24 protein-coding genes and 1 tRNA gene (1 of these 25 cut by a window edge) are annotated in these 23,911 nt (G+C 60.6%); 13 read left to right on the plus strand and 12 right to left on the minus strand.

Annotation, left to right across the window (positions count from 1 at the left end):
• Positions 1 to 240, plus strand: partial view of a hypothetical protein gene (locus tag BUA38_RS18270; protein WP_072819894.1) — the final stretch only. The gene continues 357 nt to the left of window position 1, outside the view; 240 of the gene's 597 nt are visible here — the last part of the coding sequence; the start codon falls outside the window, past its left edge; the stop codon is at positions 238 to 240.
• A 189-nt stretch (positions 241 to 429) separates the two neighbouring features.
• On the opposite strand, the gene BUA38_RS18275 is transcribed toward BUA38_RS18270, so the two are convergent.
• On the minus strand, positions 430 to 1,740 hold the full coding sequence (locus tag BUA38_RS18275; protein ID WP_072819896.1) for an NAD(P)H-dependent oxidoreductase: 1,311 nt from the start codon (positions 1,738 to 1,740) through the stop codon (positions 430 to 432).
• A 116-nt stretch (positions 1,741 to 1,856) separates the two neighbouring features.
• A complete protein-coding gene (locus BUA38_RS18280) occupies positions 1,857 to 2,657 on the minus strand; it encodes a phytanoyl-CoA dioxygenase family protein (RefSeq protein ID WP_072819898.1) in 801 nt (266 codons plus the stop codon).
• Positions 2,658 to 2,845: 188 nt separating this feature from the next.
• On the opposite strand from BUA38_RS18280, the gene BUA38_RS18285 reads away from it, so the two are divergent.
• Positions 2,846 to 3,388, plus strand: a complete 543-nt coding sequence (locus BUA38_RS18285) for a methylated-DNA--[protein]-cysteine S-methyltransferase (RefSeq protein WP_072819900.1) — start codon at positions 2,846 to 2,848, stop codon at positions 3,386 to 3,388.
• Here BUA38_RS18285 and BUA38_RS18290 read toward each other — a convergent pair.
• From BUA38_RS18290 to BUA38_RS18315, 6 genes are all read right to left on the minus strand, one after another.
• Positions 3,385 to 4,254, minus strand: coding sequence for an MBL fold metallo-hydrolase (locus BUA38_RS18290; protein WP_072819902.1), 870 nt, complete (start codon positions 4,252 to 4,254; stop codon positions 3,385 to 3,387). The genes BUA38_RS18285 and BUA38_RS18290 overlap by 4 nt on opposite strands.
• 17 nt (positions 4,255 to 4,271) lie before the next feature.
• Positions 4,272 to 4,886: a glutathione S-transferase family protein gene (locus BUA38_RS18295; protein WP_072819904.1), complete on the minus strand. Its 615-nt coding sequence runs from the start codon at positions 4,884 to 4,886 to the stop codon at positions 4,272 to 4,274.
• A 134-nt stretch (positions 4,887 to 5,020) separates the two neighbouring features.
• Positions 5,021 to 5,863: a fumarylacetoacetate hydrolase family protein gene (locus tag BUA38_RS18300; RefSeq protein ID WP_072819906.1), complete on the minus strand. Its 843-nt coding sequence runs from the start codon at positions 5,861 to 5,863 to the stop codon at positions 5,021 to 5,023.
• Positions 5,864 to 5,982: 119 nt separating this feature from the next.
• Complete coding sequence (locus BUA38_RS18305; RefSeq protein ID WP_072819908.1) at positions 5,983 to 6,831, minus strand: MBL fold metallo-hydrolase; 849 nt, start codon at positions 6,829 to 6,831, stop codon at positions 5,983 to 5,985.
• 12 nt (positions 6,832 to 6,843) lie between these two features.
• Complete coding sequence (locus BUA38_RS18310) at positions 6,844 to 7,629, minus strand: SDR family oxidoreductase (RefSeq protein ID WP_072819910.1); 786 nt, start codon at positions 7,627 to 7,629, stop codon at positions 6,844 to 6,846.
• A gap of 89 nt (positions 7,630 to 7,718) precedes the next feature.
• A complete protein-coding gene (locus BUA38_RS18315) occupies positions 7,719 to 8,225 on the minus strand; it encodes a CvpA family protein (protein WP_072819912.1) in 507 nt (168 codons plus the stop codon).
• Between the two features lie 278 nt (positions 8,226 to 8,503).
• Between BUA38_RS18315 and BUA38_RS18320 the strand changes: the two genes are divergently transcribed.
• Positions 8,504 to 9,265, plus strand: coding sequence for an SDR family oxidoreductase (locus BUA38_RS18320; protein WP_072826217.1), 762 nt, complete (start codon positions 8,504 to 8,506; stop codon positions 9,263 to 9,265).
• 317 nt (positions 9,266 to 9,582) lie between these two features.
• Positions 9,583 to 9,659, plus strand: a tRNA-Met gene (locus tag BUA38_RS18325).
• Positions 9,660 to 9,876: 217 nt separating this feature from the next.
• On the opposite strand, the gene BUA38_RS37550 is transcribed toward BUA38_RS18325, so the two are convergent.
• Positions 9,877 to 10,257, minus strand: a complete 381-nt coding sequence (locus BUA38_RS37550; protein ID WP_172806044.1) for a hypothetical protein — start codon at positions 10,255 to 10,257, stop codon at positions 9,877 to 9,879.
• Positions 10,258 to 10,834: 577 nt separating this feature from the next.
• Here BUA38_RS37550 and BUA38_RS18345 point away from each other — a divergent pair.
• The gene (locus tag BUA38_RS18345; RefSeq protein ID WP_072819918.1) at positions 10,835 to 11,503 is read left to right on the plus strand and encodes a TetR/AcrR family transcriptional regulator; all 669 of its coding nucleotides are present in this window, start codon (positions 10,835 to 10,837) and stop codon (positions 11,501 to 11,503) included.
• 29 nt (positions 11,504 to 11,532) lie between these two features.
• Here BUA38_RS18345 and BUA38_RS36780 read toward each other — a convergent pair whose 3' ends face one another.
• Positions 11,533 to 11,778 (minus strand): hypothetical protein, encoded by a 246-nt coding sequence (locus tag BUA38_RS36780; RefSeq protein WP_156898571.1) that lies wholly within the window; start codon positions 11,776 to 11,778, stop codon positions 11,533 to 11,535.
• A 174-nt stretch (positions 11,779 to 11,952) separates the two neighbouring features.
• Here BUA38_RS36780 and BUA38_RS18350 point away from each other — a divergent pair, with 174 nt between their 5' ends.
• The 5 genes from BUA38_RS18350 to BUA38_RS18375 all read left to right on the plus strand — a co-directional run bounded on the left by BUA38_RS18350 (position 11,953) and on the right by BUA38_RS18375 (position 17,820).
• Positions 11,953 to 12,402 (plus strand): MarR family winged helix-turn-helix transcriptional regulator, encoded by a 450-nt coding sequence (locus tag BUA38_RS18350; protein ID WP_072819920.1) that lies wholly within the window; start codon positions 11,953 to 11,955, stop codon positions 12,400 to 12,402.
• A 7-nt stretch (positions 12,403 to 12,409) separates the two neighbouring features.
• Positions 12,410 to 13,705, plus strand: coding sequence for an HlyD family secretion protein (locus BUA38_RS18355; protein WP_244552987.1), 1,296 nt, complete (start codon positions 12,410 to 12,412; stop codon positions 13,703 to 13,705).
• Entirely contained in the window at positions 13,702 to 15,240 is a 1,539-nt protein-coding gene (locus tag BUA38_RS18360; RefSeq protein WP_156898572.1) for a DHA2 family efflux MFS transporter permease subunit, read from the plus strand. The genes BUA38_RS18355 and BUA38_RS18360 overlap by 4 nt, the downstream gene beginning before the upstream one ends.
• A 2-nt stretch (positions 15,241 to 15,242) precedes the next feature.
• Positions 15,243 to 16,793: an efflux transporter outer membrane subunit gene (locus BUA38_RS18365; RefSeq protein WP_072826220.1), complete on the plus strand. Its 1,551-nt coding sequence runs from the start codon at positions 15,243 to 15,245 to the stop codon at positions 16,791 to 16,793.
• Between the two features lie 424 nt (positions 16,794 to 17,217).
• On the plus strand, positions 17,218 to 17,820 hold the full coding sequence (locus tag BUA38_RS18375; protein WP_072819926.1) for an isochorismatase family cysteine hydrolase: 603 nt from the start codon (positions 17,218 to 17,220) through the stop codon (positions 17,818 to 17,820).
• A gap of 54 nt (positions 17,821 to 17,874) precedes the next feature.
• Here the strand turns inward: BUA38_RS18375 and BUA38_RS18380 are convergent, their stop codons facing one another.
• Positions 17,875 to 18,840, minus strand: coding sequence for a helix-turn-helix domain-containing protein (locus BUA38_RS18380; RefSeq protein WP_083587638.1), 966 nt, complete (start codon positions 18,838 to 18,840; stop codon positions 17,875 to 17,877).
• Between the two features lie 601 nt (positions 18,841 to 19,441).
• On the opposite strand from BUA38_RS18380, the gene BUA38_RS18385 reads away from it, so the two are divergent.
• Both BUA38_RS18385 and BUA38_RS18390 read left to right on the plus strand, forming a co-directional pair.
• Positions 19,442 to 20,293 carry a DUF3050 domain-containing protein gene (locus tag BUA38_RS18385; RefSeq protein WP_072819930.1) on the plus strand — a complete coding sequence of 284 codons (852 nt, stop codon included), beginning with the start codon at positions 19,442 to 19,444 and terminating at the stop codon, positions 20,291 to 20,293.
• Between the two features lie 274 nt (positions 20,294 to 20,567).
• The gene (locus BUA38_RS18390) at positions 20,568 to 21,980 is read left to right on the plus strand and encodes an IS1182 family transposase (RefSeq protein ID WP_072816060.1); all 1,413 of its coding nucleotides are present in this window, start codon (positions 20,568 to 20,570) and stop codon (positions 21,978 to 21,980) included.
• Positions 21,981 to 22,101: 121 nt separating this feature from the next.
• Here the strand turns inward: BUA38_RS18390 and BUA38_RS18395 are convergent, their stop codons facing one another.
• Complete coding sequence (locus BUA38_RS18395; protein ID WP_072819932.1) at positions 22,102 to 23,067, minus strand: SDR family NAD(P)-dependent oxidoreductase; 966 nt, start codon at positions 23,065 to 23,067, stop codon at positions 22,102 to 22,104.
• A gap of 140 nt (positions 23,068 to 23,207) precedes the next feature.
• On the opposite strand from BUA38_RS18395, the gene BUA38_RS18400 reads away from it, so the two are divergent.
• Positions 23,208 to 23,792, plus strand: a complete 585-nt coding sequence (locus tag BUA38_RS18400; RefSeq protein WP_072819934.1) for a TetR/AcrR family transcriptional regulator — start codon at positions 23,208 to 23,210, stop codon at positions 23,790 to 23,792.
• Positions 23,793 to 23,911 lie beyond the last annotated feature (119 nt).

A 23,911-nucleotide genomic window follows, 5' to 3' on the forward strand; every position in this document is an offset into this window, starting at 1 on the left:
ATGAGCGGCATCGATGCGACCAGCAAGAAGTATGTCGGCAATGCAGCCGTCATCAAGGCGCAGATTGCGGAAGTGCAGGCCGACAAGAAGATGTCCGCCAAGGACAAGAAGGAAGCCCTCGACGACCTCAATCAGGCAGCGAAGGCGCCCGATCAGACGATCGAGAACAAGGGCAACATCGATCTCGTCGTGAAGAATTACGACAAGCTCGCCGCCATCATGGGCGACGACCAGAACTGAATATGCGTCGTTCCGGCCAAGCGAAAGCGCGAGCCGGGACCCATACCGCGTGATCCGTCGGTCATGCGAATAATATCTGCCTGTGGTAATATCTGCCTGTGGTTATGGGTCCCGGGTCGGCGCTCGCGGAGCCTGTCATCGGGCGCGCATTCGCGCGACCCGTTGGCTCGCTTGCCCGGGACAACGAAATTACCGTCTGCCGCCAAACCGTTCTTCCATCGCCCGGCGCGTCTTGATGGTGTCGTTACTGGCGTCGAACTCGACATCGTCCCAACTCACGACGGCGCCATGGGCCACGTCTCGCTTCAACTTGAGGTGATGGGCAAGCCCGATCGGCAGTGCACGGGCCGCAAGGCTCGTTTGAGCCGGCATCAATTTGCCCCACACCGTGTAGCCGCCCTCGCCGTCGAGCATTTCGCCGGCGCGTAAGGCCCGTTTTGCGACAGCGGCGACGTCGCCGCGAAAACCTTGCGGCTGCCCGGTCGGCTCCTGGCGCAACGCCGCCGACAGGATCGAGATATTCAGTTCCAGTCCGATCAGATGATACGGCTTGTACATCGCCGCATAGCGCCCGCTGGCGTCGGTCTTCAGGCCATATTGCCTGAAACAGTCCGCGGCATAGTCGTTCGGCGCTTCCAGCACCACATAGACGCCCCAGCGCAGGTCCCGAAACACCCCCCGGCCGTCGCGCTCGAGCGATGACACCACTTCGACCACGCCGGATTTTTCCAGCACGCCGCCATGTCCGCGCGGCCGCATCACATGCGGCAGATCGTCGACGCCGCAGGGCGGAAACAAAAGGCCGTCTGACGGCACGTCGAGCCCGGTCGCATTGGCAATCGCCGCCATTTCGATCGCGGATTTGGTGCCATCGAGAAACGAATTGAACATCTGCGGATTCATGCCGGCCGACTGCGCCTCGCCGGCCGTGAGGCCATAGTGCTGCCACACGCCATCCGGCGTCACGTCGTGATAGGCCGGCAGATATTTGGTGCCCTTGCCGGCGGCAACCACGCGAAAGCCCGTGGCGCGCGCCCAGTCGACCATTTCGGCCGTGAGCGCCGGCTGATCGCCGTAAGCGAGCGAGTAGACCACGCCCGCACTTCGCGCTTCTTCCGCCAGCAGGGGGCCGGCGAGCGCATCGGCTTCGACATTGACCATCACGACATGCTTGCCGTTCCTGATCGCCTCGCGCGCATGTTTGATTCCGACAGCCGGATTGCCGGTCGCCTCCACCACCACCTCGATATTGCCCGCGATCGCCTTGGCGCCATCGGCGGTGAACGCCGTCGCGGCGATCCGGTCCCTGTCCCAGCCGACCGTGCGGCACGCCTCGCGCGCACGTTCCGGATCGAGATCGACGATCACGGGCACTTCGAGGCCCGGCACGTGCGGTACTTGCGAAAGAAACATCGAACCGAACTTGCCGGCGCCGATCAGCGCGACTCGCACGGGCTTGCCGACGGCATGTCGGGCGGCGAGGAGGGAGGAGAGGTTCATGGTGTGAAGTGAAACCCTTTCTGTCCGTCATGCCCGGCCTTGTGCCGGGCATCCACGTCTGGCCACATTGCACGAAAGACGTGGATGGCCGGGTCAAACCCGGCCTATCTTCTTCGCTACTCCGCCGCCTGCCGCGGCGCGCGGGCGAGGCGGATGAGCGAATCGTCGGCCACCGTCTTGATCGGTGTGAAATCGCGGTGCGCGATATAGTCCGGCCGCGTGGGGTTGCGAATGTAATTCGAGACGGCATTGAGCGTCAGGTAAACGATCTTGCGCGGGTAGGGCGTGATGTTGCCGGCCGAGCCGTGCACCAGGTTGCCGTGGAACATCAGCATGCTGCCGCCTTTTCCGGTCGGCGCGACGATGCCGCCTTCCTTGACCAGCCGCGTCACGGTTTCCTCGTCCAGCGTCCACAGCGGATAAGAGGTCGTTTGCAGGTCATGCGCGGCCTTGAGGTCGCCGGCATTCTGGCTGCGCGGCACCAGCATCAACGGCCCGTTGATCGGCAGCACCTCGTCGAGGAAGATCGCGATATTCATCGCGCGCGGCTCAGGCATGCCGTCGTCGCGCTTCCAGGTGCCATAGTCCTGATGCCATTGCCAGACGTCGCCGGTGAAGGCCGCCTTGGCGTTGATCTTGAACTGATGCATGTAGACCTTCTCGCCGAACAGCTGTTCGATCGGGTCGATCATGCGCGGATGCGCGCCGAGCAGCCGGAACGCTTCGTTATAGAGATGGGCTGCAAACGCGGTGCGCGGCGCGCCGCTCTTCTCGCGCCACACCTCCGGCCGGTTGGCGTCGTAAATGTTGACCGCCTCGCGCGCGAGCAAAGCGACTTCTTCCGGCGTGAACAGTTCCGGCAAAAACAGCCAGCCTTCGCGGTGAAAGTCGTCAATCTGCTGCTGTATGAGTTTCATGGCGGTTCCTCTCGCGCTTCGTTGGGATCAAGCCCATATTGTTCCTTGAGGTGAGGATATCATCTGACGGCGGGCTTGCCAGCGCTGAATGGGCGGCTATTGCGACGCAGAAACCGGGTGGATCGCAACAATCTCCAAGCCTAGATTTTGGCCCAAGAGCTAAACGGGCCTACATTTTGGAGTGAGCCATGACTGACCAGCATTATGCCCTGTTCGATACGGCAATCGGTATCTGCGGGATCGAGTGGGGTCCTCGCGGTATCAACGGACTGCAACTGCCGATGGGCAGCGACGAGAAAACCCGCGCCCGCATCCGCCAGCGCCGTGGCGACATCGGTGAAGCTGCGCCAACCGCAGAAGTGCAACGCGCGATCGACCGCATCGTCAAATTGCTTGCCGGCGAGCGCGACGACCTGATGGACATCGCGCTCGATCTCGATGGCGTGCCGGAGTTCAACCGCGGTGTCTACGATATCGCCCGAACCATACCGCCGGGCCAGACCATGACCTATGGCGATATCGCCAAGCGTCTCGGTGGGGTCGAATTATCGCGCGATGTCGGCCAGGCGCTCGGGCGCAACCCTTGTCCGATCGTGGTGCCGTGCCATCGCGTGCTGGCCGCAGGCAAGAAGCCCGGCGGATTTTCGGCCCGGGGCGGCGTCGACACGAAATTGAAAATGCTCGCGATCGAAGGCGCGGCCGTCAACCACACCCCGAGCCTGTTCGATTAGACCGCCTCGCAGCTGAATCCGCCGCCCTTGCGGCGGATCTTGCCGGTCGAGGGCGAGGGGAAGTGCGCCGTGCAGCACAGCGTATCGGTGTCGCAATAGCGCTCCAGGAAGTTCTTCCGCGTCACCGCAGCCTGAACCGGGTCGACGTCGAAGCGCGGCGACAATTCCGGATGCTGCAACTGGATCGGCGAGTGCATGATGTCGCCGACAAAGACCGCATCGTCCTTTGCCTTGCCCATCGCAAAGGCGATGTGGCCCGGCGTGTGACCCGGCGTCGGCAGGATGCGCAGGTGATCGCCGATGGCAAAGTCATGGCCCACCATGTCGGCGCGCTTGGCCTCGACCACCGGCAGCACGCTGTCGGCAAAGGGCGGTACTTCGGCCTTGGCGTTTTGCTCGGTCCAGTAGTCATACTCGGCCTTGCCGAAGATATAGCGCGCCTTCGGGAAGGTCGGCACCCAGCGTCCACCCTCAAGCCTGGTATTCCAGCCGACGTGATCGACATGCAGATGCGTACACATCACGAAATCGATGTCCTCGACCGCAAGACCGGCGGCGTTCAGTCCGCGCATATAGGTGTCGTCGGTCTTCTGGTGCCATTTCGGACGCGCCGGCCGCTGCTTGTCGTTGCCGATGCAGCTGTCGATCAGGATGGTGTGGTGCGGCGTGCGCACGACATAGGATTGGAAACAGAGGATCAGGACATCCCCGGCGTCGATTGCGTTCGACTTGCGCATCCAGTCCCGGTTCTCGGCCAGCAAATCGGGCGAAAGCGTCGGAAACAGCTCGAGCGCGGGAAAGAACGTGGTTTCCTGCTCGATGATGCGATGAATGCTGAGATCGCCGGCGTTGAATTTCAGGCTCATGGCGGCTCTCCTCGCGGTTACGCTTTGGGTGGCAGGGAGATTTTGATCGAAGGCCGCTCCAGCATCCGCTTATGGAAGGCGTCGAGATTTGGATAGGCCTTGCGCCAGCCGCAGTCGGGATAACGGAAATCGGCGTAGCCGAGCACGCAGGCGAGCGAGATCTGCACGATATCGAGCGGCCGCGACAGCACGTCTGGTTTGTTGTTGAAGCGCGCCATGCCTGTCCAGGCCCGGTTCCAGTGATCGTCGGACCAGCCCTGCCACTGCAAGCCCTTCGGCCGCACCATCCGTTCGTAGCGGCAGAGCAGCATGGAATCGAGCATGCCTTGCAGCATGGAGTGGTCGCTCTTGACCTTCCATCGATCCGGTCCGCTCGCCGGGATCAACTTGCCGCCGCCGGCGAGTTCATCGAGATATTCGACGATGACGTAGGAATCGAGGATCACGCTGCCGTCCCCGAGGATCAGCACCGGCAGTTTCTTCAGCGGCGTAATCTTCGAATATTCGTCATTGGCCGTGGCCGGCGCCACCGAGGTCGGCACCAGTTCGATTTTGTCGATCAGGCCAAGTTCGATCGCGGCGATGCGAACCTTGCGGGCGAAGGGAGAGGCTGCCGAGAAGGTGAGTTTCATTTGAAATCCCTTGAGAGGTCTTTCCGTCGTCATGCCCGGGCTTGACCCGGGCATCCACGTCTTGGCCGCAAGAAAGAAACGCGTGGATGGCCGGGTCAAGCCCGGCCATGACGGAAAGGGTTGCGGCCGTCAGCTTACGCCGCGACGATTTCCTGGCGCTGTTCGCCAAGTCCTTCGATGCCGAGCGTGACGACGTCGCCGACATTGAGGAACTTCGGCGGCTTCATGCCCATGCCGACGCCGGGCGGAGTGCCGGTGGCGATGACGTCGCCCGGCATCAGCGTCATGATCTCCGACAGGTATGACACGATCTTCTTGACGCCGAAGATCATGGTCGCGGTCGATCCGGTCTGGCAGCGCTTGCCGTTGACGTCGCACCACATCGGCAGTTTCTGCACGTCGGCGATTTCGTCCTTGGTGACCATCCATGGGCCAAGCGGGCCAAAGGTGTCGTGCGACTTGCCCTTGGTCCATTGTCCCAGGCGCTCGATCTGGAAGAAGCGCTCGGACACGTCGTTGCAGACGCTGTAGCCGGCGACGTGATTAAGCGCGTCGGCTTCGGAGATGTATTTGGCGCGACTGCCGATGATGATCGCGATCTCGACTTCCCAATCGAGCTTGGTCGAACCGCGCGGCTTTTCGACCGCGTCGTTGGGGCCGCACAGGCTGCTGTTGGCCTTCATGAAAACGATGGGCTCGGTCGGGATCGCGAGGCCAACCTCGTTCGCGTGATCGGTGTAATTCAGCCCGATGGCGAGGAATTTCGGCGAGCCGCCGACCGCGGCTCCGATGCGCGGCTTGCCGCTGACGGCAGGAAGTGAAGCAGGGTCGAGCGCAGCGATCTTGGCCAGCGACGACGGCGAAAGCGCGTCTCCGGCGAGGTCCGGAATATGCGCCGACAGGTCCCGGATCTGGCCCGATTTGTCGAGCAGGCCGGGCTTTTCCTTACCCTTTTCCCCATAGCGAAGAAGCTTCATGTCTCATCACTCCCTTAGATGGCTTTGTACGCTTGGCACGCTTCATGGAACAGGGAGCCGCCAAATTCAACTGCCTAAGGGGGCGGAGCAGGGCTGCCCATCGCCTTCGGCGGCGACCACTAGGCCGCCGCGATGAATTTGAAGGCATCCCCGTCGCGCTTGACGTGGCCGGCGTCGAAATGACCGCCGATGACCAGCACCTCGCGGTCGGCAAAGCGCGAAAACAGCTCCCGCCGGGTCTGGGTCGACTGGCGGGGATCGGAATCGGCGGTCGAGGACCAATCGAGATGGGCCATCTGGCAAGGGTGGTGGGCGACGTCGCCGGTAAGGCAGCCCTCTTCGCCAGCCGAGCGGATGTGCAGGCTGAGATGGCCGGGGCTGTGGCCGGGCGTCGGGATCAGGGTGATCTCCTCGCAGATCCGGGCGTCGCCCGCGACCAGGTCGGCCTTGCCGGCCTCGACGATCGGCGCCACGGAATCGCGGAAGATCGCCGCCTTGTCCGGCGCCGTCGAGTGGTTGCGCCAGTAGGCGTATTCAATGTCGGCGAACAGATAGCGCGCGTTGACGAAGGTCGGCACCCAGCGGCCGGCGACGAGCCTCGTATTCCAGCCGACATGATCGACATGCAGATGCGTGCACAGCACGGTGTCGATGCTGTCAGGCGGAAAGCCGGCTTTGGCTAGATCGCCGAGGAAATTCCCCTGCCGGTTGTTCCAGGTGGGAATGGTGCGGTCCTGCTTGTCGTTGCCGAGGCCGGTGTCGACCACGATCCTCCGCGTCGGCGTCTGGATCACCAGCGAATGGATCGACATCTTCAGCTGGCCCTCTTCTGTCGCGAAGTGCGGGATCAGCCACGGTAGTGCGCGGATTTCGTCGCGGCCGACCAAGGGCAAAATGAACCGCGTATGGCCGACCGTTTCCAGTTCGACGACCTTGGTGATCTTGACGTTGCCGATCCGCCAGTGCATCCGGCTGGCGCCTTAAAGCGTGCCGGGGAAGGCGCCGCCGTCGAGCAGGATGTTCTGTCCGGTGATGAAGCCGGATTTCGCCGCGCAGAGAAATGCGCATGCGAGGCCGAATTCGTCCGGTTCGCCGAAGCGGCCGGCCGGATTGAGCTTGGCGCGTTCGGCCAGCATGGCCTCGACCGTGGTCCCCCGCTTTTCGGCTTCGGCCTTGGCGACGGCGCCGCGCAGCCGGTCGGTGTTGAAGGGGCCCGGCAACAGCGCATTGATGGTGACGTTGTTGATCACGGTCTTGCGGGCGATGCCTGCGACGAATCCGGTGAGGCCGGCGCGCGCGCCGTTGGACAGGCCCAGCACCTCGATCGGCGCCTTCACCGCAGCCGAGGTGATGTTGACGATGCGGCCGAACTTGCGCGCCATCATGCCGTCCACCGTCGCCTTGATCAGCTCGATCGGCGTCAGCATGTTGGCGTCGATCGCCTTGATCCAGTCGTCGCGGGTCCAGTTGCGGAAGTCGCCGGGCGGCGGGCCGCCGGCATTGTTGATCAGGATGTCCGGTTCGGGGCAGGCTTTCAGCGCGGCCGCGCGGCCCTCGGGCGCGGTGATATCGCCGGCAACCTCGGTGACGGTCACGCCCGGATTGGCGTTGCGGATTTCATCGGCGGTCTTCTTCAGCGCTTCGGCGCCGCGCGCCGTCAGCGTCACATGCACGCCTTCGCCGGCAAGCGCCATCGCGCAGGCGCGTCCCAATCCCTTGCTCGATGCGCAGACGATGGCGCGACGGCCCTTGATGCCTAAATCCACTGTTTCACTCCCGTAAGTCCAAATGATTTTGTCGAGGCCGCCCTGATCAGGGAGCCCACGCCAAACGCATAGCAGAGACGGAGGCGAGTTTAAATCCGCCGATCCCTTTTCAGGCGGTCGACATAGGCCGCAATGTCCGGCGGCAGGGATTTGAGCCCCATCTGGCCGGCGGCGGAAAACAGCGGCCGAAGCCGGGAACCGGCGAGATAGGGCGGTTGGCGGTCTGGGGGGATGAGCTGATCGAAGACGACCACCACCGAGATGGCGACGAGGCCGACGCGGACTGCACCAAGCGCGCTGCCCGCGAGGCGATCGGCAATTCCGGATTCGGTTCCGATGGTCTCGTCGATCGCCATGCGCATGAGTTTTCCGAGCACGATGCCTGCGATCAGGAACGTTCCGAAGAACGGCAACGGATTTTGCACCAGCGCCAGGCTGCTGGTATCGCGCGTAACCTGCGAGGTGAGCCAGACCGCGATCGGCATCGCAATCAGGTAGGCCAGTATCGTCACCGCGCTGCGCAGCAGCCCGGCGTTGAAGCCCATGATCATCGCGGCGATCGTTGCCGCACAAACCACAACATCAAAGCTGTTCATGGACACCGCTCCTAGTGGTCCGATTCTAACATTCGCATCCCTTCTCAGCAGTCACTTTGCGAATGTTAGAATCAAAGGACCACTAGCAAATATAGGTCTCTAGTGGAGTTTAGGATCTGACATTCGCTTTCCGAACTTGCGGCTAGGTGGGGAGCGAATGTCAGATCCACTCCACTAGTCTTGCGCGATGGTGGCGAACCTTGGTGAACGAATTCGGTTTGCGGTCGTGAAAATCGTCTATATCAATCGGAGCTTGAGTGACGCTTTCGGAGTTCGTCATGTCCGGTCTATTCGACGTCAGTAAAGAAACCATCCTCATCACCGGCGCTTCGCAGGGATTAGGCCGGCAGTTCGCGCGCGTGCTTTCCGCCCATGGTGCGGCCGTCGCACTGGCCGCGCGGCAGACCGCCAAGCTGAAGGGGCTGGAAGAAGAGATCAAAGCCAAAGGCGGCCGCGCCGCCGCGGTCGCGATGGACGTCACCGACGGTGCCTCGATCGTCAGCGCCATCGATGCCGCGGAGGCCGCGCTCGGTCCCGTCACCGTGCTGATCAACAATGCCGGGATCGCGATCGAGAAGCCGGCGGTCGAGCAGACCGAAGCGGACTGGGATGCGGTGATCGGCGCCAATCTCAAGGGCGCCTACTTCGTGGCGACCGAAATGGCGCGGCGGATGATCTCGCGCAAGCAGGAAGGCAACATCGTCAACGTCGCTTCCGTGCTTGGATTCGGCGTGATGAAATTCCTCTCCCCCTACACCATCTCCAAGGCCGGCATCGTGCAGGCAACGAAGGCGATGGCGCTCGAACTTGCGGGCAACCGCATCCGCGTCAATGCGATCGCGCCCGGCTATATCGATACCGAGATCAACCACCATTTCTGGTCGACGCCGGGCGGCGAAAAGCTGACCAAGCGGATTCCGCAGCGGCGTGTCGGCAGCGAATCCGATCTCGACGGCGCGATCATGCTGCTGGCGTCTTCCGCCTCGCGCTACATGACCGGCAGCGTGGTCACCGTGGATGGCGGTTTTCTGCTGACCTGAGCCGGGACGATGCCCGGCGGTAACGATGGGTTCCCGTCAGGCCTGAGCGAGGGCCCTGACGGAAATCCGGCCGGGCGCGCTGGTTTCGGCCGGTTCGGCGAAAAAGGGCAGGTTTTTCGCCAATTTTGCTGTCACAAAATCCTCAAAAGTGACCTCGCGGCCCTTTCCAAAGCAGGCGGTCGTTGGTACATACCGCCCGCGACCTCAAGGCCTCAGCGGCCGTGGGTTGCCTTCTCAGGAAGCCTCTGGACGGAAGCGGCGCCTCTGGCGTTAACCTACCCGTTTCGGCTTTTCTAAAAGGCAAAGCAAAAGTTTATCGCGGGGTGGAGCAGCCCGGTAGCTCGTCAGGCTCATAACCTGAAGGTCATAGGTTCAAATCCTATCCCCGCAACCAAATAAAATGCTGTTTTATCAGCTTTATTTGAAAGAGCCGCTCTCCGGAGCGGCTCTTTTCCTTTCGGGAATCGCCATCGAGTCGCGACGCATGTTTTACTGCGAGTTCGCGGGCCTCATTTGGGCGCTTTCCGGTGGACACCGGGTTTTCGACTACCGTCATTCGTTTCGTAGTAGAACGCTCCAAAGAGGGACCCAGAATGTCACACGCTTACCAGCTAAACGATGAAGTGCTTCATCGCGGTCAGGGGCCGCAGGGACGGGTACAGGTCGAAACGCCCAAAATTTACACCATCGTCCAATGCATGCCGGTCGAGTCGGACGGACGTCTTAGATACCGCATTAAATCTGACAAGATAGAGCGTGTCGTCACGGAAGATGAGCTCTCGTATTGTCAGTAAGGCGCCGAGTCCGGTGATCGCTAAGGAAAAAGCATGCTGAATGATCGAGCGAAGATTCTGAGCGCTCTGCGCGAAAAGCCGCTCAAGGTTCATGAGGTCATGCGACGCGCCAATGTTGCGAACCAGGAAGCTTGCCAATCCCTCCTGCTGAAGATGCGAGATGAAGGTGCTGTAAAATTCGATATTCACAGCGGCCAATGGCTTCTCGCATGATCAGCAGAAGGGGTCCGAAGCTTTTTGCCGCGGATTGGGCGGCGGCCGGCTCCCGGACGTCCAATCATATCGTCCATCAAAAAAAGAAGATGAGGGCGAGGAGGGCGAGGGCCGAAACCACGATACCGAGGCCCACAGCAAGAATGACCGCCGCGTAGAGTGGGGTTCGGTCGGAAATTGACCGATTGGGCATGGTCAAGATCTCGTCCGAATGCGCTCCCTCGAGCGCTTCATGTCCCACGGTCGCAGGCCGCGAGCGGCCTGCCCGGGATTCGGGACTATCCCGCGGGCAGGCCGCTCTACGACGTCCAGGCCCAGCAAATTGGGGCATCCCAGGCCGGCCGTTTCCATCGCCAACCCGACGGTCGCGATTCTTGTCCCCGCAAAAATGCCCTGATAAGTTTCAATCAAAGAGGTCATGCGGCGATCCAGCTTCTCTGTCGCGATACTGCGGATACCTTTCGACGCTTTACCGGTAGGTTGAACGCTATGGCGTCTTACAAAACCAAACTGTATCGTTTACATAATTCATCTTCGGCGACCTGACAAGGAGGATTTTTGGTTGAGCAGGACGGGAACTAAAGTTCTGGAGCGGCGTGTCGGCGGCCGTCCCACCCGGGAAGAGGCTGAGGCACGTGACGCGCGGTTACTCGACGTCGCAACGCGGCTGTTCATGGAGCGAGGCTTCGACGGCACATCCATCGATGCGGTTGCGGAAGCGGCAGGCATCAGCAAGCCGACCGTCTATGCGCGTTACGACGACAAGCGGGATCTGTTTGCCGCTGTACTGCGCAAAAGGATTCGAGACTGGCTGGCTCCCTTGTCGGCGGCGGCTGAGGCTCAGGCCACCGAGGCAAAGCCTAAAAGCATCAAGACTACCCTGCATGAGCTTAGCCGCCATATGATTGCGTACACGTTGGCGCCGGAGGCTGGCGCGTGTCAGCGGATCCTTTCGGCGCAAGCCGTCCAATTTCCGGAGTTGGCAAAACTTGCAAATGAGGAAGGATGGCTGCGTGCGGTGCGAGGAGTTTCAAGTATAATGCGCCAGTCCGCCGCCCGCGGCGAGATCAAAGTGCACGACCCCGAGCTTGCGGCTCACATGTTCCTCAATCTTGTGCTCGGGCATTCCAAGCGCCTCGCGCTTTATGGCATCGCAACCGATCCAGAGACCGAGGAACGGCATCGAAAAGCCGCCGTCGATTTCTTCCTGAATGGGATTCGCAGCAAATGATGAGCTGCGACGCCGACGATATTGCAAAGCTATTTTCGGGATTGCGCGCGACGGTCATCGACCAGAGATCGGGCGCTCGCCCGCTCGGAATCGACTTGAACCCGAATGCTGAGAGGGCGTGCGGCAGCAAACTCCACGGCGCCGTTCAGGCTCGCCCCCTTCGGGTCTGACCGACCATGGACATAGCTTAGGTCCATATCGGAATAGGCAAAAATCACTTCCTTGCTCTCCAGCGTTGCTGCCGGAGAAAACGTGCGCGGCTCGAACTCCTTCACGGCATCGGGCCTGGATCTTTCATCATCTCAAACTTTCGCTTGCCAATGCGCCGAAGTGGGTCTAAATAAACGATACAGTTTGGTTTAGTAAATAGTACAGACCGGCGTTTTGCGAAGGCTTTCGATCGTGGCTCGCAAAGTGGACTGGAAGCCTATCGATGAAAGTTTCTTTTGATGGACTTGGATCCGCCGGCGTTCACCTTCTTGCTGCACGACGTAGCCCGTCTGCTGAAGAAGAGGTTCGAGCAAAATTCCCGTGGTCTCACCCGATCGCAATGGCAGGTTCTGGCCTACCTCGCGGAAAACCAGGGCATCAATCAAGCGAGACTCGCTGAGCTTATCGAAATCGAACCGATCACACTTGGCCGCATCGTCGTCAGGCTGGAGGCGCTGAGGCTGATCAAACGAGACTCGCATCCAACGGACCGCCGCGGATGGTTTCTCCATCTTACGCCGGTCGCGCGCGGCAGACTGGAACGAGCGCGTGAATACGACGATGTCACGCGCAGGGAAGCATTGGTCGGTGTGTCCGAAGAGGACAGACAGCATCTCCTGAAAACCTTGCAGGCGTTGAAAGAGAACCTGACCCAGGCATGCGCCGCGCCGCTTGCAGGACAAAAATGAGCAAGCCATGGCTAATCGAGAAAACAAGCTGAATGAAGCGACGAGTTCTCCGCAGGGCGGAGCTGGCGTTCGCGATGACATGGTGCGTCGGCTCGGTCGCCTTGCGGACGCCGCGAAAGATGCTTCGCCATTTGGCCAGGCTGCGGCACCGGACGTCAAGGTCTTGAAACCGGGTAGCCGTGAAGCGGAGGTGAAGGATGTGGGGCCACCTCTCGATCCGGGCCCCGACACTTTGGACGCACCGAAAAAGCCTCTGCTCCGGCCATTGATGTTTGCGCTATTGCCGTTGGCGCTCATTACCGGTGCGTACTGGTACACCACCGGCGGCCAGGTCGTTTCGATGGACGACGCGTATGTCGAAGCCGACAAGGTCGGCGTCTCAACCGATGTGCCCGGAATTGTCGCGGAAGTCGATGTCACGGAGAATCAGCATGTCCAGGCTGGTCAAATCCTCTATCGGCTCGATGATCTCCAGCTGCGGCTCGCCTTGGCTCGTGCCGAGGCACAGATCGGTACGGTCCGAAATTCCTTGAATGCCCTCAAGGCAAATTACCGCGACATGCAGTCTCAAATTCAACAGGCCCAGAACGATATCGAATATTACGACACCGAATTTCACCGTCAGCAGGATCTGCTGGCCTCGCACGTCGCGTCGCAAGCGACCTTCGATACTGCTCGTCGAAACCAGCAGAATGCGCAGCAGAAGTTCGCTTCCCTGACCCAGCAACTTGGGGCCATTGCCGCCAATCTTGACGACGATCCCACCGGCGCGGTGGAGAAGAAGCCTCGCTACCTCGACGCCGTAGCGCAGCGCGACGAAGCCGCGCGGCAACTTGCGCACACTGTTGTCAAGGCGCCTTTCGCCGGCATCGTGACGAACGTTCCGGCGATTGCGCCCGGCAAATACCTCCAGGCATCGGTAACGGCTTTCTATCTTGTCGCCGCGGATCATGTCTGGGTCGTCGCAAATCCCAAAGAGACCGAGTTGACATATGTTCGGCCGGGACAATCGGCGTCGGTGACGGTGGATACCTATCCCGACCTGCAATGGAGCGGGAGCGTCGAGAGCGTCAGTCCTGCGGCCGCGCAAGAATTCTCACTTCTGCCTGCACAGAACACCAGCGGCAACTGGGTAAAGGTCGTACAGCGTGTTCCGGTGCGGGTGCGGATCGATACAAATGGCAAGAGCTTGCCGCCGTTACGCCCCGGAATGAGCGTCGAGGTTGACGTCGATACCGGGCATAGCCGTGGCTTGCCGCATTTCCTGACTGCAATGTTCGGTCTTAGTCGGCAGGCACGATGATGTCGGCGGCGACTGATCTGCCCAAACGCACCAGGGTGGCGATCACCATCTGCGTGATCCTCGCCACCCTCATGCAGGCGCTCGACACGACCATCGCCAATGTTGCGCTTCCCTATATGCAGGGCAGTGTTTCGGCGAGTCAGGACGAGATCGCCTGGGTATTAACCTCATACATCGTTGCGGCCGCGATCATGACGCCGCCAACCGGTTACCTCACAAGCCGCTTCGGGCTGAAGCGTCTTTTCCTGGTTTCGATCGCCGGCTTCACCGTTTCCTCGGTCCTGTGCGGCATGGCGCAGTCTCTGGTGCAGATCGTGCTGTTCCGGGTTCTGCAAGGCGTGTTCGGCGCGGCGCTCGTCCCGCTTTCACAAACTGTACTGATGAACATCAATCCAAAAGAGCGACAAGGGTCCGCGATGGCGTTATGGGGGGTTGCGGTGATGGCCGGTCCGGTTCTTGGGCCGGTGCTCGGCGGCTGGCTGACCCAAGCCTTCAGTTGGCGCTATGTCTTCTACATCAATGTGCCTGTGGGCATCCTTGCCTTCTTCGGGATGATGACTTTTCTGTCCGATACGGCGCGGAACGCAACAGCAAAGCTGGACTGGCTTGGGTTTGGCACCTTGAGCCTCGCGATCGCCGCCATGCAGGTTTTACTGGACCGCGGCGAAGAGCTGGATTGGTTCGGTTCCGGTGAGATAGTCGCCGAGGCGATCATAGCTGTCTCGGCGTTCTACTTGTTTCTCGTCCATACCTTCACCGCGCACGAGCCCTTTGTAAGGCTCTCTTTGTTCCGTGACCCCAACTTTACAGCCGGAACTCTGTTCATCGCGATTGTCGGTCTCACATACTATGCCTCTCTGGCGCTGCAGCCTCCTTATCTGCAGAATCTCATGAACTATCCGATCATCAGCGCGGGCCTTGTACTGGGACCTCGTGGCGTTGGCACCATGGCCTCTATGCTGATTGTTGGAAGGCTGATCGGACGCGTCGACACACGATTTCTTCTGGCCTTGGGGCTCGGGCTCACGGCTTGGTCATTCTATGTGATGACCGGCTGGACGCCTGACGTGTCGCAAATGACGATTGTCGTCATCGGCATAGTCCAGGGTGTTGGCCTCGGCTTTATCTTCGTGCCGTTGAGCGTGGTGACGTTATCGACACTCGCGCCGGAGCGCCGGGCGGAGGGCGCCGGGCTTTACAGTCTGTCGCGCAATATCGGCTCCAGCATCGGCATTTCCGTGGTGAACAGCCTGCTGACGAGAAATACGCAGGTGAACCACGCCGAAATCGCGCGGAGCGTGACATCGGTCAATCGGGCGTTCGAGGACCTCACGATCACCCAGTTCTGGGACCCGGTCGGCGCCGCTGGACGTGCCGCACTCGATGCAGTGGTTACCCAACAGGCCCAGATCATTGCTTACATGGATGATTACAAACTGCTCATGATCGCAACACTCGCCGCGATCCCGCTTCTCGTCATCTTCAGGAAGCCGCCGCCCAGCGCTGCCGCCGATTCCATGCACGTTATGGAATGACGATGTCGGCCACGTTATTTCGGGTACTACTTCGCAATGGTTCGCGTTCGGGCGTGCGGATCGCCGTGGCCGTGCTTGGCACGGCAGTCGCTGGTTGTACCGTCGGGCCGGATTTTGAGGCGCCAAAGCCTCCATCGGTCATGCGCTATACCTCACCTGGCGAGACGACAGCGCCTGGTCCTGATGCCACAAAGGAGGTGCCGAGGCAGGCGATCGCACTTGGTGAGAAGGTAACGGCCAATTGGTGGGCGCTCTTCCGATCGCCGCAGCTCGATGTATTGGTGAAGCAGGCTATCGCAGGCAACTACACGTTCGAAAGCGTCAGAGCAAAACTGGAACAGGCGCGAGAGGCGGTCACAGTTGCCGCGAGCGCGCTCTATCCCCAGGTAGGGCTTAACGCCGGTGCATCAGAACAAAAACAAAGCGCCGCCACGTTCGGATTGACGCCCGAGGTTGCTCCGTTGCCACCGAGCTTCAATTTGTTTCAAGTCGGTCCAACAGCCAGCTATACGCCCGATCTATTTGGTCAGACGCACCGCCGAATCGAGCAGCAGGTCGCGCTCGCCGAATATCAGAGCGACCAACTCGATGCGGCATATTTGGCTCTCACGGGCAACACGGCTTCGCGGGCGCTTCAGCTTGCTGCGGCCCACTCTCAATTGAAGGCTCTGAACGACATTCTTGCCATCGATCGTCAAAATGTAGAGCTCGTGCGCAAGCAGCGCCAAACGGGAACTGTACCCGACAGCGATGTGATTGTTGCCGAAAGCCAGCTCGCGTCAGACGAGACATTGAAGCCGGGACTTGAACAGCAGCTCAGCTTGGCCAAGCACGCGCTCGCTGTTCTCATCGGCCGTGCGCCGGGCAACTGGTCGCCACCGGATTTTGATTTGGCGGCCTTCGCACTACCGCATCGTCTACCCGTCAGCATCCCGTCGCAGCTTGTCCATCAGCGGCCTGATATTCAGGCGGCTGAAGCGCAGCTTCATGCCGCAAGTGCACAGATCGGAATCGCTACGGCGCAACTCTATCCCTCAATAACGCTTTCAGCCGGTATCAGCGCCTCTTCGTTGAATGGAGGTGAACTGTTCAGTCCAGGCGGTCTCGTATGGAGCGTCGCTGCGGGACTTGCCCAACCGATCTTCGACGGTGGCATGCGAGAGGCCGAGCGCCGCGCGGCGCTTGCGGCCTTTAAGGAATCCGCGGCGGATTACCAACAGACGGTACTGCAAGCCTTTGGGCAGGTCGCGGACATCCTGCAGGCACTGAAGCATGATACGGATCTCCTCGTTGCGCAAAGGCGCGCGCTGTCGATGGCCTCGGAGGCCGTACGTCTGCAACGCATCAATTACGGCAGTGGCGGTTCAGGCATCATTGGTCTGCTCGATGCGCAGCGGCAATATCAACAGGCGCAGCTCGGCTACGTTCGCGCCGAGGCACAGCGCTACCAGGACACGGTCCAGCTCTTGGTGGCCATGGGAGGAGGGTGGTGGGACCAAAAGCTTGCGTTCGCGGACGTCAGTAGCAATCCGGCTCGCAATGAACCGCAGTAACGTCTGACACCGACCGCCGTTCAACACTGACTCTCGAATCCTCTCACGAAGAAAGCCCGTCAGCTTGCCAGAGATAAAACGATACGGTATGGTTTATGCGAGATGGCAGATTCTGCTGGTGACAAGCGGGACAGGGTCGCTGAGTTGTCTGAAGCCTGTAGGAGACCCACACATGCATAGATTCTATTTGGCATTCATCCTGTTGTCCGTGCCGGCTTCGACCGTCGTCCTTGCGCATAGCGGGACGGACCAGGAGGAGAAGGCTTGCACGCCCGATGTGCAGCGGTTCTGTCGCAAGCTCATGGATCAAAACGATTTAATCATTCTGAGCTGCCTCAAGGAAAACCGCGCAAAGCTATCTCACGCGTGCCGAGACGTGTTGGTCAGCCACGGGCAATAGCGAACGATAGGAACAGGACCAGCTATGGCAGATGATCTTTCGGTCGATCGCCGGACGAGCGCACTGCTCGTCATGGATTTCCAGACGCTGATCGTCGATAATTATGCCGCCGACGCGAAGGCGCTGCTCAATCGGACGGCGAGACTGATCGCCGCGGCGCGCACAGCCGGAATGCGGGTGATCTATGTGGTCGTCGGCTTCCGCCCGGGCTACCCGGAAATCAGCGACCGAAATGCGACGTTCAATGGACTCAAGGCCTCGGGCGCATTCGCCGCGGGCGCCGAAAGCGCGAAGATCCATCCGGCTGTCGCGCCGCTGGCCGAGGAAATCGTCGTCACCAAGCATCGGGTGAGCGCTTTCGCCGGGACCGATCTCGACCTGATACTGCGCGCCAACGGCATCGAGACCCTGATCCTGACAGGGATCATGACCAGCGGCGTCGTGCTCTCGACGCTGCGCCATGCCGCCGATGCGGACTACAGACTGCTGGTCGTCGGCGATTGCTGCTCTGATCGCGACGAGGAAACGCATCGGGTGCTGCTGGAGAAGGTCTTTCCATGGCAGGCCACCCTCACGACGGCTGCGGGGCTCGATCAGGCTATCGGGGCTCGGCGGTCGACGCCGTAACCGCTTCACCAGGGCAGACTCGAGTTCCTTGACCGTCATGCGAAAACTTTGGCGTCATGATCGTGAATTAGCCGAAGCAACCTCGCGGTCGCAACTTTCGCCTGCAAAATGCGCGCCTGGTGCGCGGCCGAAACGCTTACGAAACCTTCTCGCGAAATGGCTGTAATCGCGAAAACCGGATGCATACGCAATCTCGCTGAGCGCCTGACTTGCGCCAAGAGCGGATTGGCGCTGTAGAAGATGTGCGGCGTAATCCAGACGGAATGAGTAGATGAATTCACTGCACGTCGAGCCGCGCTCCGTAAATAGTTTCTGGAGATAACGCAATGAAATCCCCGCTCGTGTCGCCACCTCGGAAGGATCGAGATCCGGATCGACAAAGCCGTCCTTGATGACGCCACGGACGCGCACGAACAGCTTGTCCGAGTGACGCCCTGGCGCCGGATCACTCGGTGCAAAAAGGGCGCCTACAAGATCATGGACCGCTAGCCGCACGTAGCATTCAGTACGCGAGGGGGTTCCTTCTCCCTCTCCGGCATTGCGGATCAAATCAAGGAGAAGGCGGCCGATAACCGTTCCGTTGCGCCGGTGGAGCCCACCCTGCGGTTCGAATCCGAGATGCGATACCAGGGCCTGGCGCGGCAAAAGAAGAGCCATGGTATTCCAGGGCTCGCCCGCGTTGCCGGCAAAAAACGTAGCTGGCCGACCCACATCCACGAGCACGACATCGCCAACGCCGAAGCACACGGCTTCCTCATTGTGGGTCATTACTGAACGGCCTGCGAGTTGAAAGAGCACGACATAGTGATCTGCGCCATCGAGGCGAACGGGCCGCTGCGTGCGCTCGACCACACGAGCATTGGAGCCGACCTCGGCCGCAATGAGTCCGTAGGCACTAATGGGGCGAACCCAACCGGCAAACGCCTTGGGGTCGATTACCTGCGGGTCGAACCGGCCGCCCATCTTTCGGATCTGATCTTTCCACGTCTCGAAATCCAAATGTGGTGGAGCAGGGATCATGGGAGTCTCCACTTCTCAAACAACACTCGGTTTGTGACTGCCGATAAGAACGGTGGGCGCCACACGGAATGTAGGGTTCGCGACCGCGCTTTTCTCAAACGGGAAGCTGCCTGCTCCTCCGCCGAGGTCAGCAGAGTCTCGAAGGTTCGTGGGCCAAAATGAGGACAGCAGAGATCACGTCTTATCAAATTATTTCGGGGCGAGCGGACACTGTGTACCCTCTATCCGCAGCACCGATGAAAACAGCAAGCCGCGTATTGCGGTTGATGCCATGAAAGAAAATGGAAAACAGGACAGCATGATCGAGACGATAGGAACTCGTCTAAATTATTCTTTAGCCGCGTGTTGAGTGCAGCGTGTTCTTTGGGACGCCGCGGCGATCTGTAACGCGCAGAGATGCAGCTCGTGTGGTCGCGACAATTCTGCGTCTCATTGATGAGTCTGATCTTCGGAATTTGTGTGTCGTATGCCTGCGACGCCCTTTGACGGGTATGGACGCGCACTAGCACTTGCAGCACCAATCAAACGAATTAGGTCGCCGAAGCCGGGCTCACACTTTCACCCACGAGCTAAGGTCAAACATGCTGAAATTGAGGTCAATATGCAGAAACTGGACCGTTACTGCCTCTCCAATCTTCGCTCACAGTTGCTGGATCATCCCGTTTACATGGAAGTCGATTCCGTCGAGGATCTGAGACGGTTCATGCAAGATCATGTCTTCGCCGTTTGGGATTTCATGTCGCTCCTGAAGCGGTTGCAGCGAGACTTGACGTGTACAAACGTGCCGTGGTTCCCCGCAGGAAACGCAAAAGCTGCGCGCCTGATCAACGACATCGTCATCGGTGAGGAAACCGATGTCGATCCGGACGGCTCTTATGTCAGCCACCTCGATTTATACCTCCGCGCCATGGAGGACGTCGGCGCCAGCACACGCCAATTCGACACGTTCCGTTCACAGGCGCGGGCCGGTGCTTCGATCGAAGCGGCTATGGTGCAGACGGAAGTGCCACCGCACGTGCGGACCTTTGTCATGCATACGATGATGCTGGCCCAAACGGGATCGACGGAAGAAGTGTTGGCGGCGTTCTTCTATGGCCGCGAGGACATCATCCCGGAGATGTTCAGCAGGCTACGAAAGGTTCTCCCCGGTGCGCGGAAAACCAACGATCCCTTGCGCCATTTCGTCTACTACATCGAGCGGCACATCGAACTCGATGGTGACAGTCACGGGCCAATGGGGCGGGAGCTTCTCGAGGGATTGGTTGCGGACTCGCCGGAGAAGGACGAGCGTGCGCTGCACGCCGCGTGCAACAGCATCAGGGCCCGGATCGAGCTTTGGGATGGCACAGTAAGCATACTTCGTGACGCGCGCACGAAGAAGGCTACGCCACTTACCCAAGCTGCTGGACGGCAGATGGGCGAAGCCCGGGCGGTCTCAGGACGGGCGCACTGACAAGCAAGACACAGACCCGCCGCTTCCAGGCGGCGGGCCTCTGGCTTACGCAGTCGCCGCGGGCATTGTCCCGTTGTCTTGCAATGGATCAAGCTCGCGGCGACCTCGCGCTGCAGTCCAATGCCGTGCATCTTCGCATAATATTCATGGAACGACCGCTCTTGTCGCAAAGCGGTCGTAGAAGCGATGATGAAAAAGCCCGCCCTCTCAGGCTGTGTGAGAACTGGGGCAAATCAGATAGAGAGGCCGCATCATTAATGATGCGGCCTTTTTCATGCGCTACATTCGAGGTGGGGACCGTAACCAGGCGAGTTTTTTGCCGGCACGGATCGATGATTACGTTGCCGCTGATGCGGCGGTGCGGGTAATCGATGCCTTTGTTGAAGGTCTCGATATGTTCGGGCTCGGCTTGGTTCGAGCGACACCGGCGGCGACCGGGCGGCCTGGCTATGACCCGCGCGATCTTCTGAAGCTCTATATCTACGGGTACCTCAACGAGGTTCGTTCGAGCCGCAAGCTGGAACGCGAGTGCCGGCGCAATGTCGAACTGATGTGGCTGTTGGGGCGGCTTGCCCCCGACTTCAAAACAATTGCGGACTTTCGGCGGGACAATGCAGCCGGGATCGTAGGGGCATGCCGGGCCTTCGTGCTGTTCTGCCGCGAGCAGGGACTATTTGCGGCCCGTCTGGTGGCCCTCGACGGTTCGAAGTTCCGGGCGGTGGCGAGCGCCAAGCGGATTATGGGCGAACGCAAGGTCGCCGAAGAGGCCGGCCGGATCGATCAACAGATCGCGGCTTATCTTGCCAACCTCGACAGCATCGATGCGGGCGAGCGGGCCGATAGCGATGCGGAACAAACGGCTGCGGCTCTCCAGGCTCTCAGGGCACGCCGCACCGACCTTGATGCTCTGGCGGCGCGACTTAAGGCGGAAGATCGGACTAGTCTTGTAGAAGGTGAGCTCGATGCGCGGCCGATGGGTAAAGGGGCAGGCTCCAAGCCTCCTTCCTACAATGTCCAGACGGCGGTCGATGCTGCGACGGGGCTGATCGTCCACCATGAGGTTACAACCGAACCCACCGACAACCGGCTGCTCCATCCGATGGCCAAGGCGACGAAGGATGCGGTGGCGGCCGATACGCTCACGGTGGTGGCGGACGCTGGCTATTCGAACGGAGCAGACGCGGCAGCCTGCGAGAACGATGGCATCACGCCTTGTGTGCCAGCGAACCGGGCCGTCAACAATCAAGGCGACTTCTTCGACCGCACGGCCTTCATCTATGAGCCGCAAACCGACAGTTTTCGTTGTCCGGCGGGCCGAACACTGGTGCGCAAGCAAATCCTCACCAGAAAGCAGAGCGTCTTGTATATCGCCGACGATTGTTCGGGTTGCGCGCTCAAGCCGAGATGCACCCGCGTCGAGCGCCGCTTCGTTCAAAGACACCTTTACGAGGACGCGCTTCAACGCATGAATGCCCGCGTCGAAGCCGATCCACACCTCATGCGGCAGCGGCGATGCGCGGCTGAACACCCGTTCGGAACCATCAAGCGGATGACGGCTGGCGGCAGGTTCCTCACCCGAGGCCTTACCAACGTCAAGACTGAAGCCGCCCTCAGCGTTCTTGTCTACAACATCATGCGGGTCATCAATCTCATCGGCTCGCAAAGCCTCAAGATTAGGCTCGCCTGACCCTAAAAATTAAAAAAGAGGCCCCGGATCACCGCAGCCTCTCGTTTCCACACAGCCTGCTCTGGCGGGCTTTTTCATTGTTTGGAAGCGCGTCTTTTTTCTTCTCTGCGGCCAACCGGAGTCAGAAGCGCTCGCCCACCATCTCTTCGCTCTTGGCCCAGAGCGCTTTGGCGCGCTCTGGATCGAGCGCATAGGGTCTGACGCCGGGGCTCACCGGGCTGATCGGTCCTTCGGCAATTTTCGACACCTGGCAATTCTCGCAATAACGCCCGCCGACGTCGGCGGCTGGCGCCACAAAGCCGGCCCACACCGACGTCGCAGCGCCTTGCGGGATCGTCTTGAACTGGAACGGCGGCTGGCCGTCGGAGGCCAACTGGGCATTGATCTGCGCCACGAGATTTTCAAGCTCGCCGGGCGCCATATGACGGTCGAGTTCGGTCTTGATGCCGCCCGGATGCACCGCTGTCGCCCGCACACCGTGGGCCTTGTGCCGCCGGTCGAACTCCACCGCAAACAGGATGTTCGCGGTCTTGGAGCGGCCATAAGCGATCATGGGGTCATATGGCGTGCGCTCGAAATTGGGATCGTCGAGGTCGACGTCGGCATAACGATGACCGGAAGAGGCGACGTTCACGAGCCGCCCGCCGGCGGCGATCAGCGACGCGATGCGGTTCACGAATACGAAATGGCCGAGATGGTTGGTGCCGAACTGCGTCTCGAAGCCATCCGACGTGTGCCCGAAGGGTGTTCTCATCACGCCGGCATTGGCGATGATCGCATCGAAAGGCAGCCCTTTGGCGAGGAGCGCGTCGGCGCAGGCACGCACGCTTGCGAGCGAGGCGAGGTCCAGCTCCACGAGCTCAAGGCCGCCATTCTTTGCTTCTGCGGCGATTCCGCTGGTTGCTCGTTTGGCTTTTGCGAGATCGCGCGCCGTGCCGACGACATGGGCCCCGCGCGCCGCCAGCGCGCGCGCCGTCTCCACACCGAGTCCGGCCGATACGCCGGTGACAAGCACGCGTTTTCCGTGGAGATCGATACCCGTCAGCACGTCATCGGTGGTGGAGGTCGCGCCGAAGCCATTAGTCATGACAAACTCCTCAGGGTTGTTTTTGGACACGCCACTCCCCTCGCGGCAAACCATTGTCTGCCAACCTAATTTGACGTAAAAGGAGAGCGCCTCCGTTTAAATATGGAGACACTCTCCGTTTAGCAAGGGGTATTTTGAGCGTGGCGGATCAAGGAAAGCTCCCTGCTGGCCGCAAGCCACGGGCCGACGCGGAGCGAAACCGCGTCCGCTTGCTCGAGACCGCCAAGGCCGCCTTCGCCGAAAAAGGGGCAGGCGCCAGTCTCGATGAGATCGCGCGTACCGCGGGCGTCGGTGCAGGCACGCTCTACCGCCATTTTCCTACCCGCGACGCGCTGATCGAGGCGGTCTACCGCAACGAGATGGCCCAACTCGTCGACGCTGCCACAACGCTGACGGAGACGCAGGCTCCTGTCGCGGCCTTGCGGGAATGGCTGGTGCTGTTCGTGGACTACATGGTCACCAAGCGTGGGATGTCCGAGGCGCTCAATTCCCTCGTCAACGGTACGTCGGAGCTGTATTCGACTTCCGCGGATCAATTGAGGCGAGCCATCGCCAAGCTGATCGATCGCGCGGTCGCGAGCGGCGACATTCGTCTGGATATCGACCCGCTCGACCTGCTGCGTGCGCTGGCCGGCGTGACCAACGTCAATCCCGGACCGGACGGCACCAGGGCAGCCAAGCATATGGTCGACATATTGCTTGCGGGAATCCAGAACCGGACGTGAGCTTCAACGCTCGGCTCTATCGTGTGTGGAGCAGCCCGGAACTCGTCAGGCTCATAACCTGAAGATCATCGTTGCGGATTCTCGGGGCCCGACTGGCTGTGTCCGCCGTCCGGATGCCT

This window comes from Bradyrhizobium erythrophlei (assembly GCF_900142985.1).
GTDB classification, from domain to species: Bacteria; Pseudomonadota; Alphaproteobacteria; order Rhizobiales; family Xanthobacteraceae; genus Bradyrhizobium; species Bradyrhizobium erythrophlei_B.

Coding starts and splice junctions, on each gene's coding strand:
- BUA38_RS18315 (WP_072819912.1), bottom strand. CDS start 8,225: ATGAACAGCTTTGATGTTGTGGTTTGTGCGGCAACGATCGCCGCGATG.
- BUA38_RS18300 (WP_072819906.1), bottom strand. CDS start 5,863: ATGAAGCTTCTTCGCTATGGGGAAAAGGGTAAGGAAAAGCCCGGCCTG.
- BUA38_RS18365 (WP_072826220.1), top strand. CDS start 15,243: ATGTCGGCCACGTTATTTCGGGTACTACTTCGCAATGGTTCGCGTTCG.
- BUA38_RS18280 (WP_072819898.1), bottom strand. CDS start 2,657: ATGAAACTCATACAGCAGCAGATTGACGACTTTCACCGCGAAGGCTGG.
- BUA38_RS18320 (WP_072826217.1), top strand. CDS start 8,504: ATGTCCGGTCTATTCGACGTCAGTAAAGAAACCATCCTCATCACCGGC.
- BUA38_RS18380 (WP_083587638.1), bottom strand. CDS start 18,840: ATGATCCCTGCTCCACCACATTTGGATTTCGAGACGTGGAAAGATCAG.
- BUA38_RS18395 (WP_072819932.1), bottom strand. CDS start 23,067: ATGACTAATGGCTTCGGCGCGACCTCCACCACCGATGACGTGCTGACG.
- BUA38_RS18375 (WP_072819926.1), top strand. CDS start 17,218: ATGGCAGATGATCTTTCGGTCGATCGCCGGACGAGCGCACTGCTCGTC.
- BUA38_RS18275 (WP_072819896.1), bottom strand. CDS start 1,740: ATGAACCTCTCCTCCCTCCTCGCCGCCCGACATGCCGTCGGCAAGCCC.
- BUA38_RS18355 (WP_244552987.1), top strand. CDS start 12,410: ATGGCTAATCGAGAAAACAAGCTGAATGAAGCGACGAGTTCTCCGCAG.
- BUA38_RS18305 (WP_072819908.1), bottom strand. CDS start 6,831: ATGCACTGGCGGATCGGCAACGTCAAGATCACCAAGGTCGTCGAACTG.
- BUA38_RS18285 (WP_072819900.1), top strand. CDS start 2,846: ATGACTGACCAGCATTATGCCCTGTTCGATACGGCAATCGGTATCTGC.
- BUA38_RS18290 (WP_072819902.1), bottom strand. CDS start 4,254: ATGAGCCTGAAATTCAACGCCGGCGATCTCAGCATTCATCGCATCATC.
- BUA38_RS18390 (WP_072816060.1), top strand. CDS start 20,568: ATGCGCTACATTCGAGGTGGGGACCGTAACCAGGCGAGTTTTTTGCCG.
- BUA38_RS18350 (WP_072819920.1), top strand. CDS start 11,953: ATGGACTTGGATCCGCCGGCGTTCACCTTCTTGCTGCACGACGTAGCC.
- BUA38_RS18385 (WP_072819930.1), top strand. CDS start 19,442: ATGCAGAAACTGGACCGTTACTGCCTCTCCAATCTTCGCTCACAGTTG.
- BUA38_RS18360 (WP_156898572.1), top strand. CDS start 13,702: ATGATGTCGGCGGCGACTGATCTGCCCAAACGCACCAGGGTGGCGATC.
- BUA38_RS18295 (WP_072819904.1), bottom strand. CDS start 4,886: ATGAAACTCACCTTCTCGGCAGCCTCTCCCTTCGCCCGCAAGGTTCGC.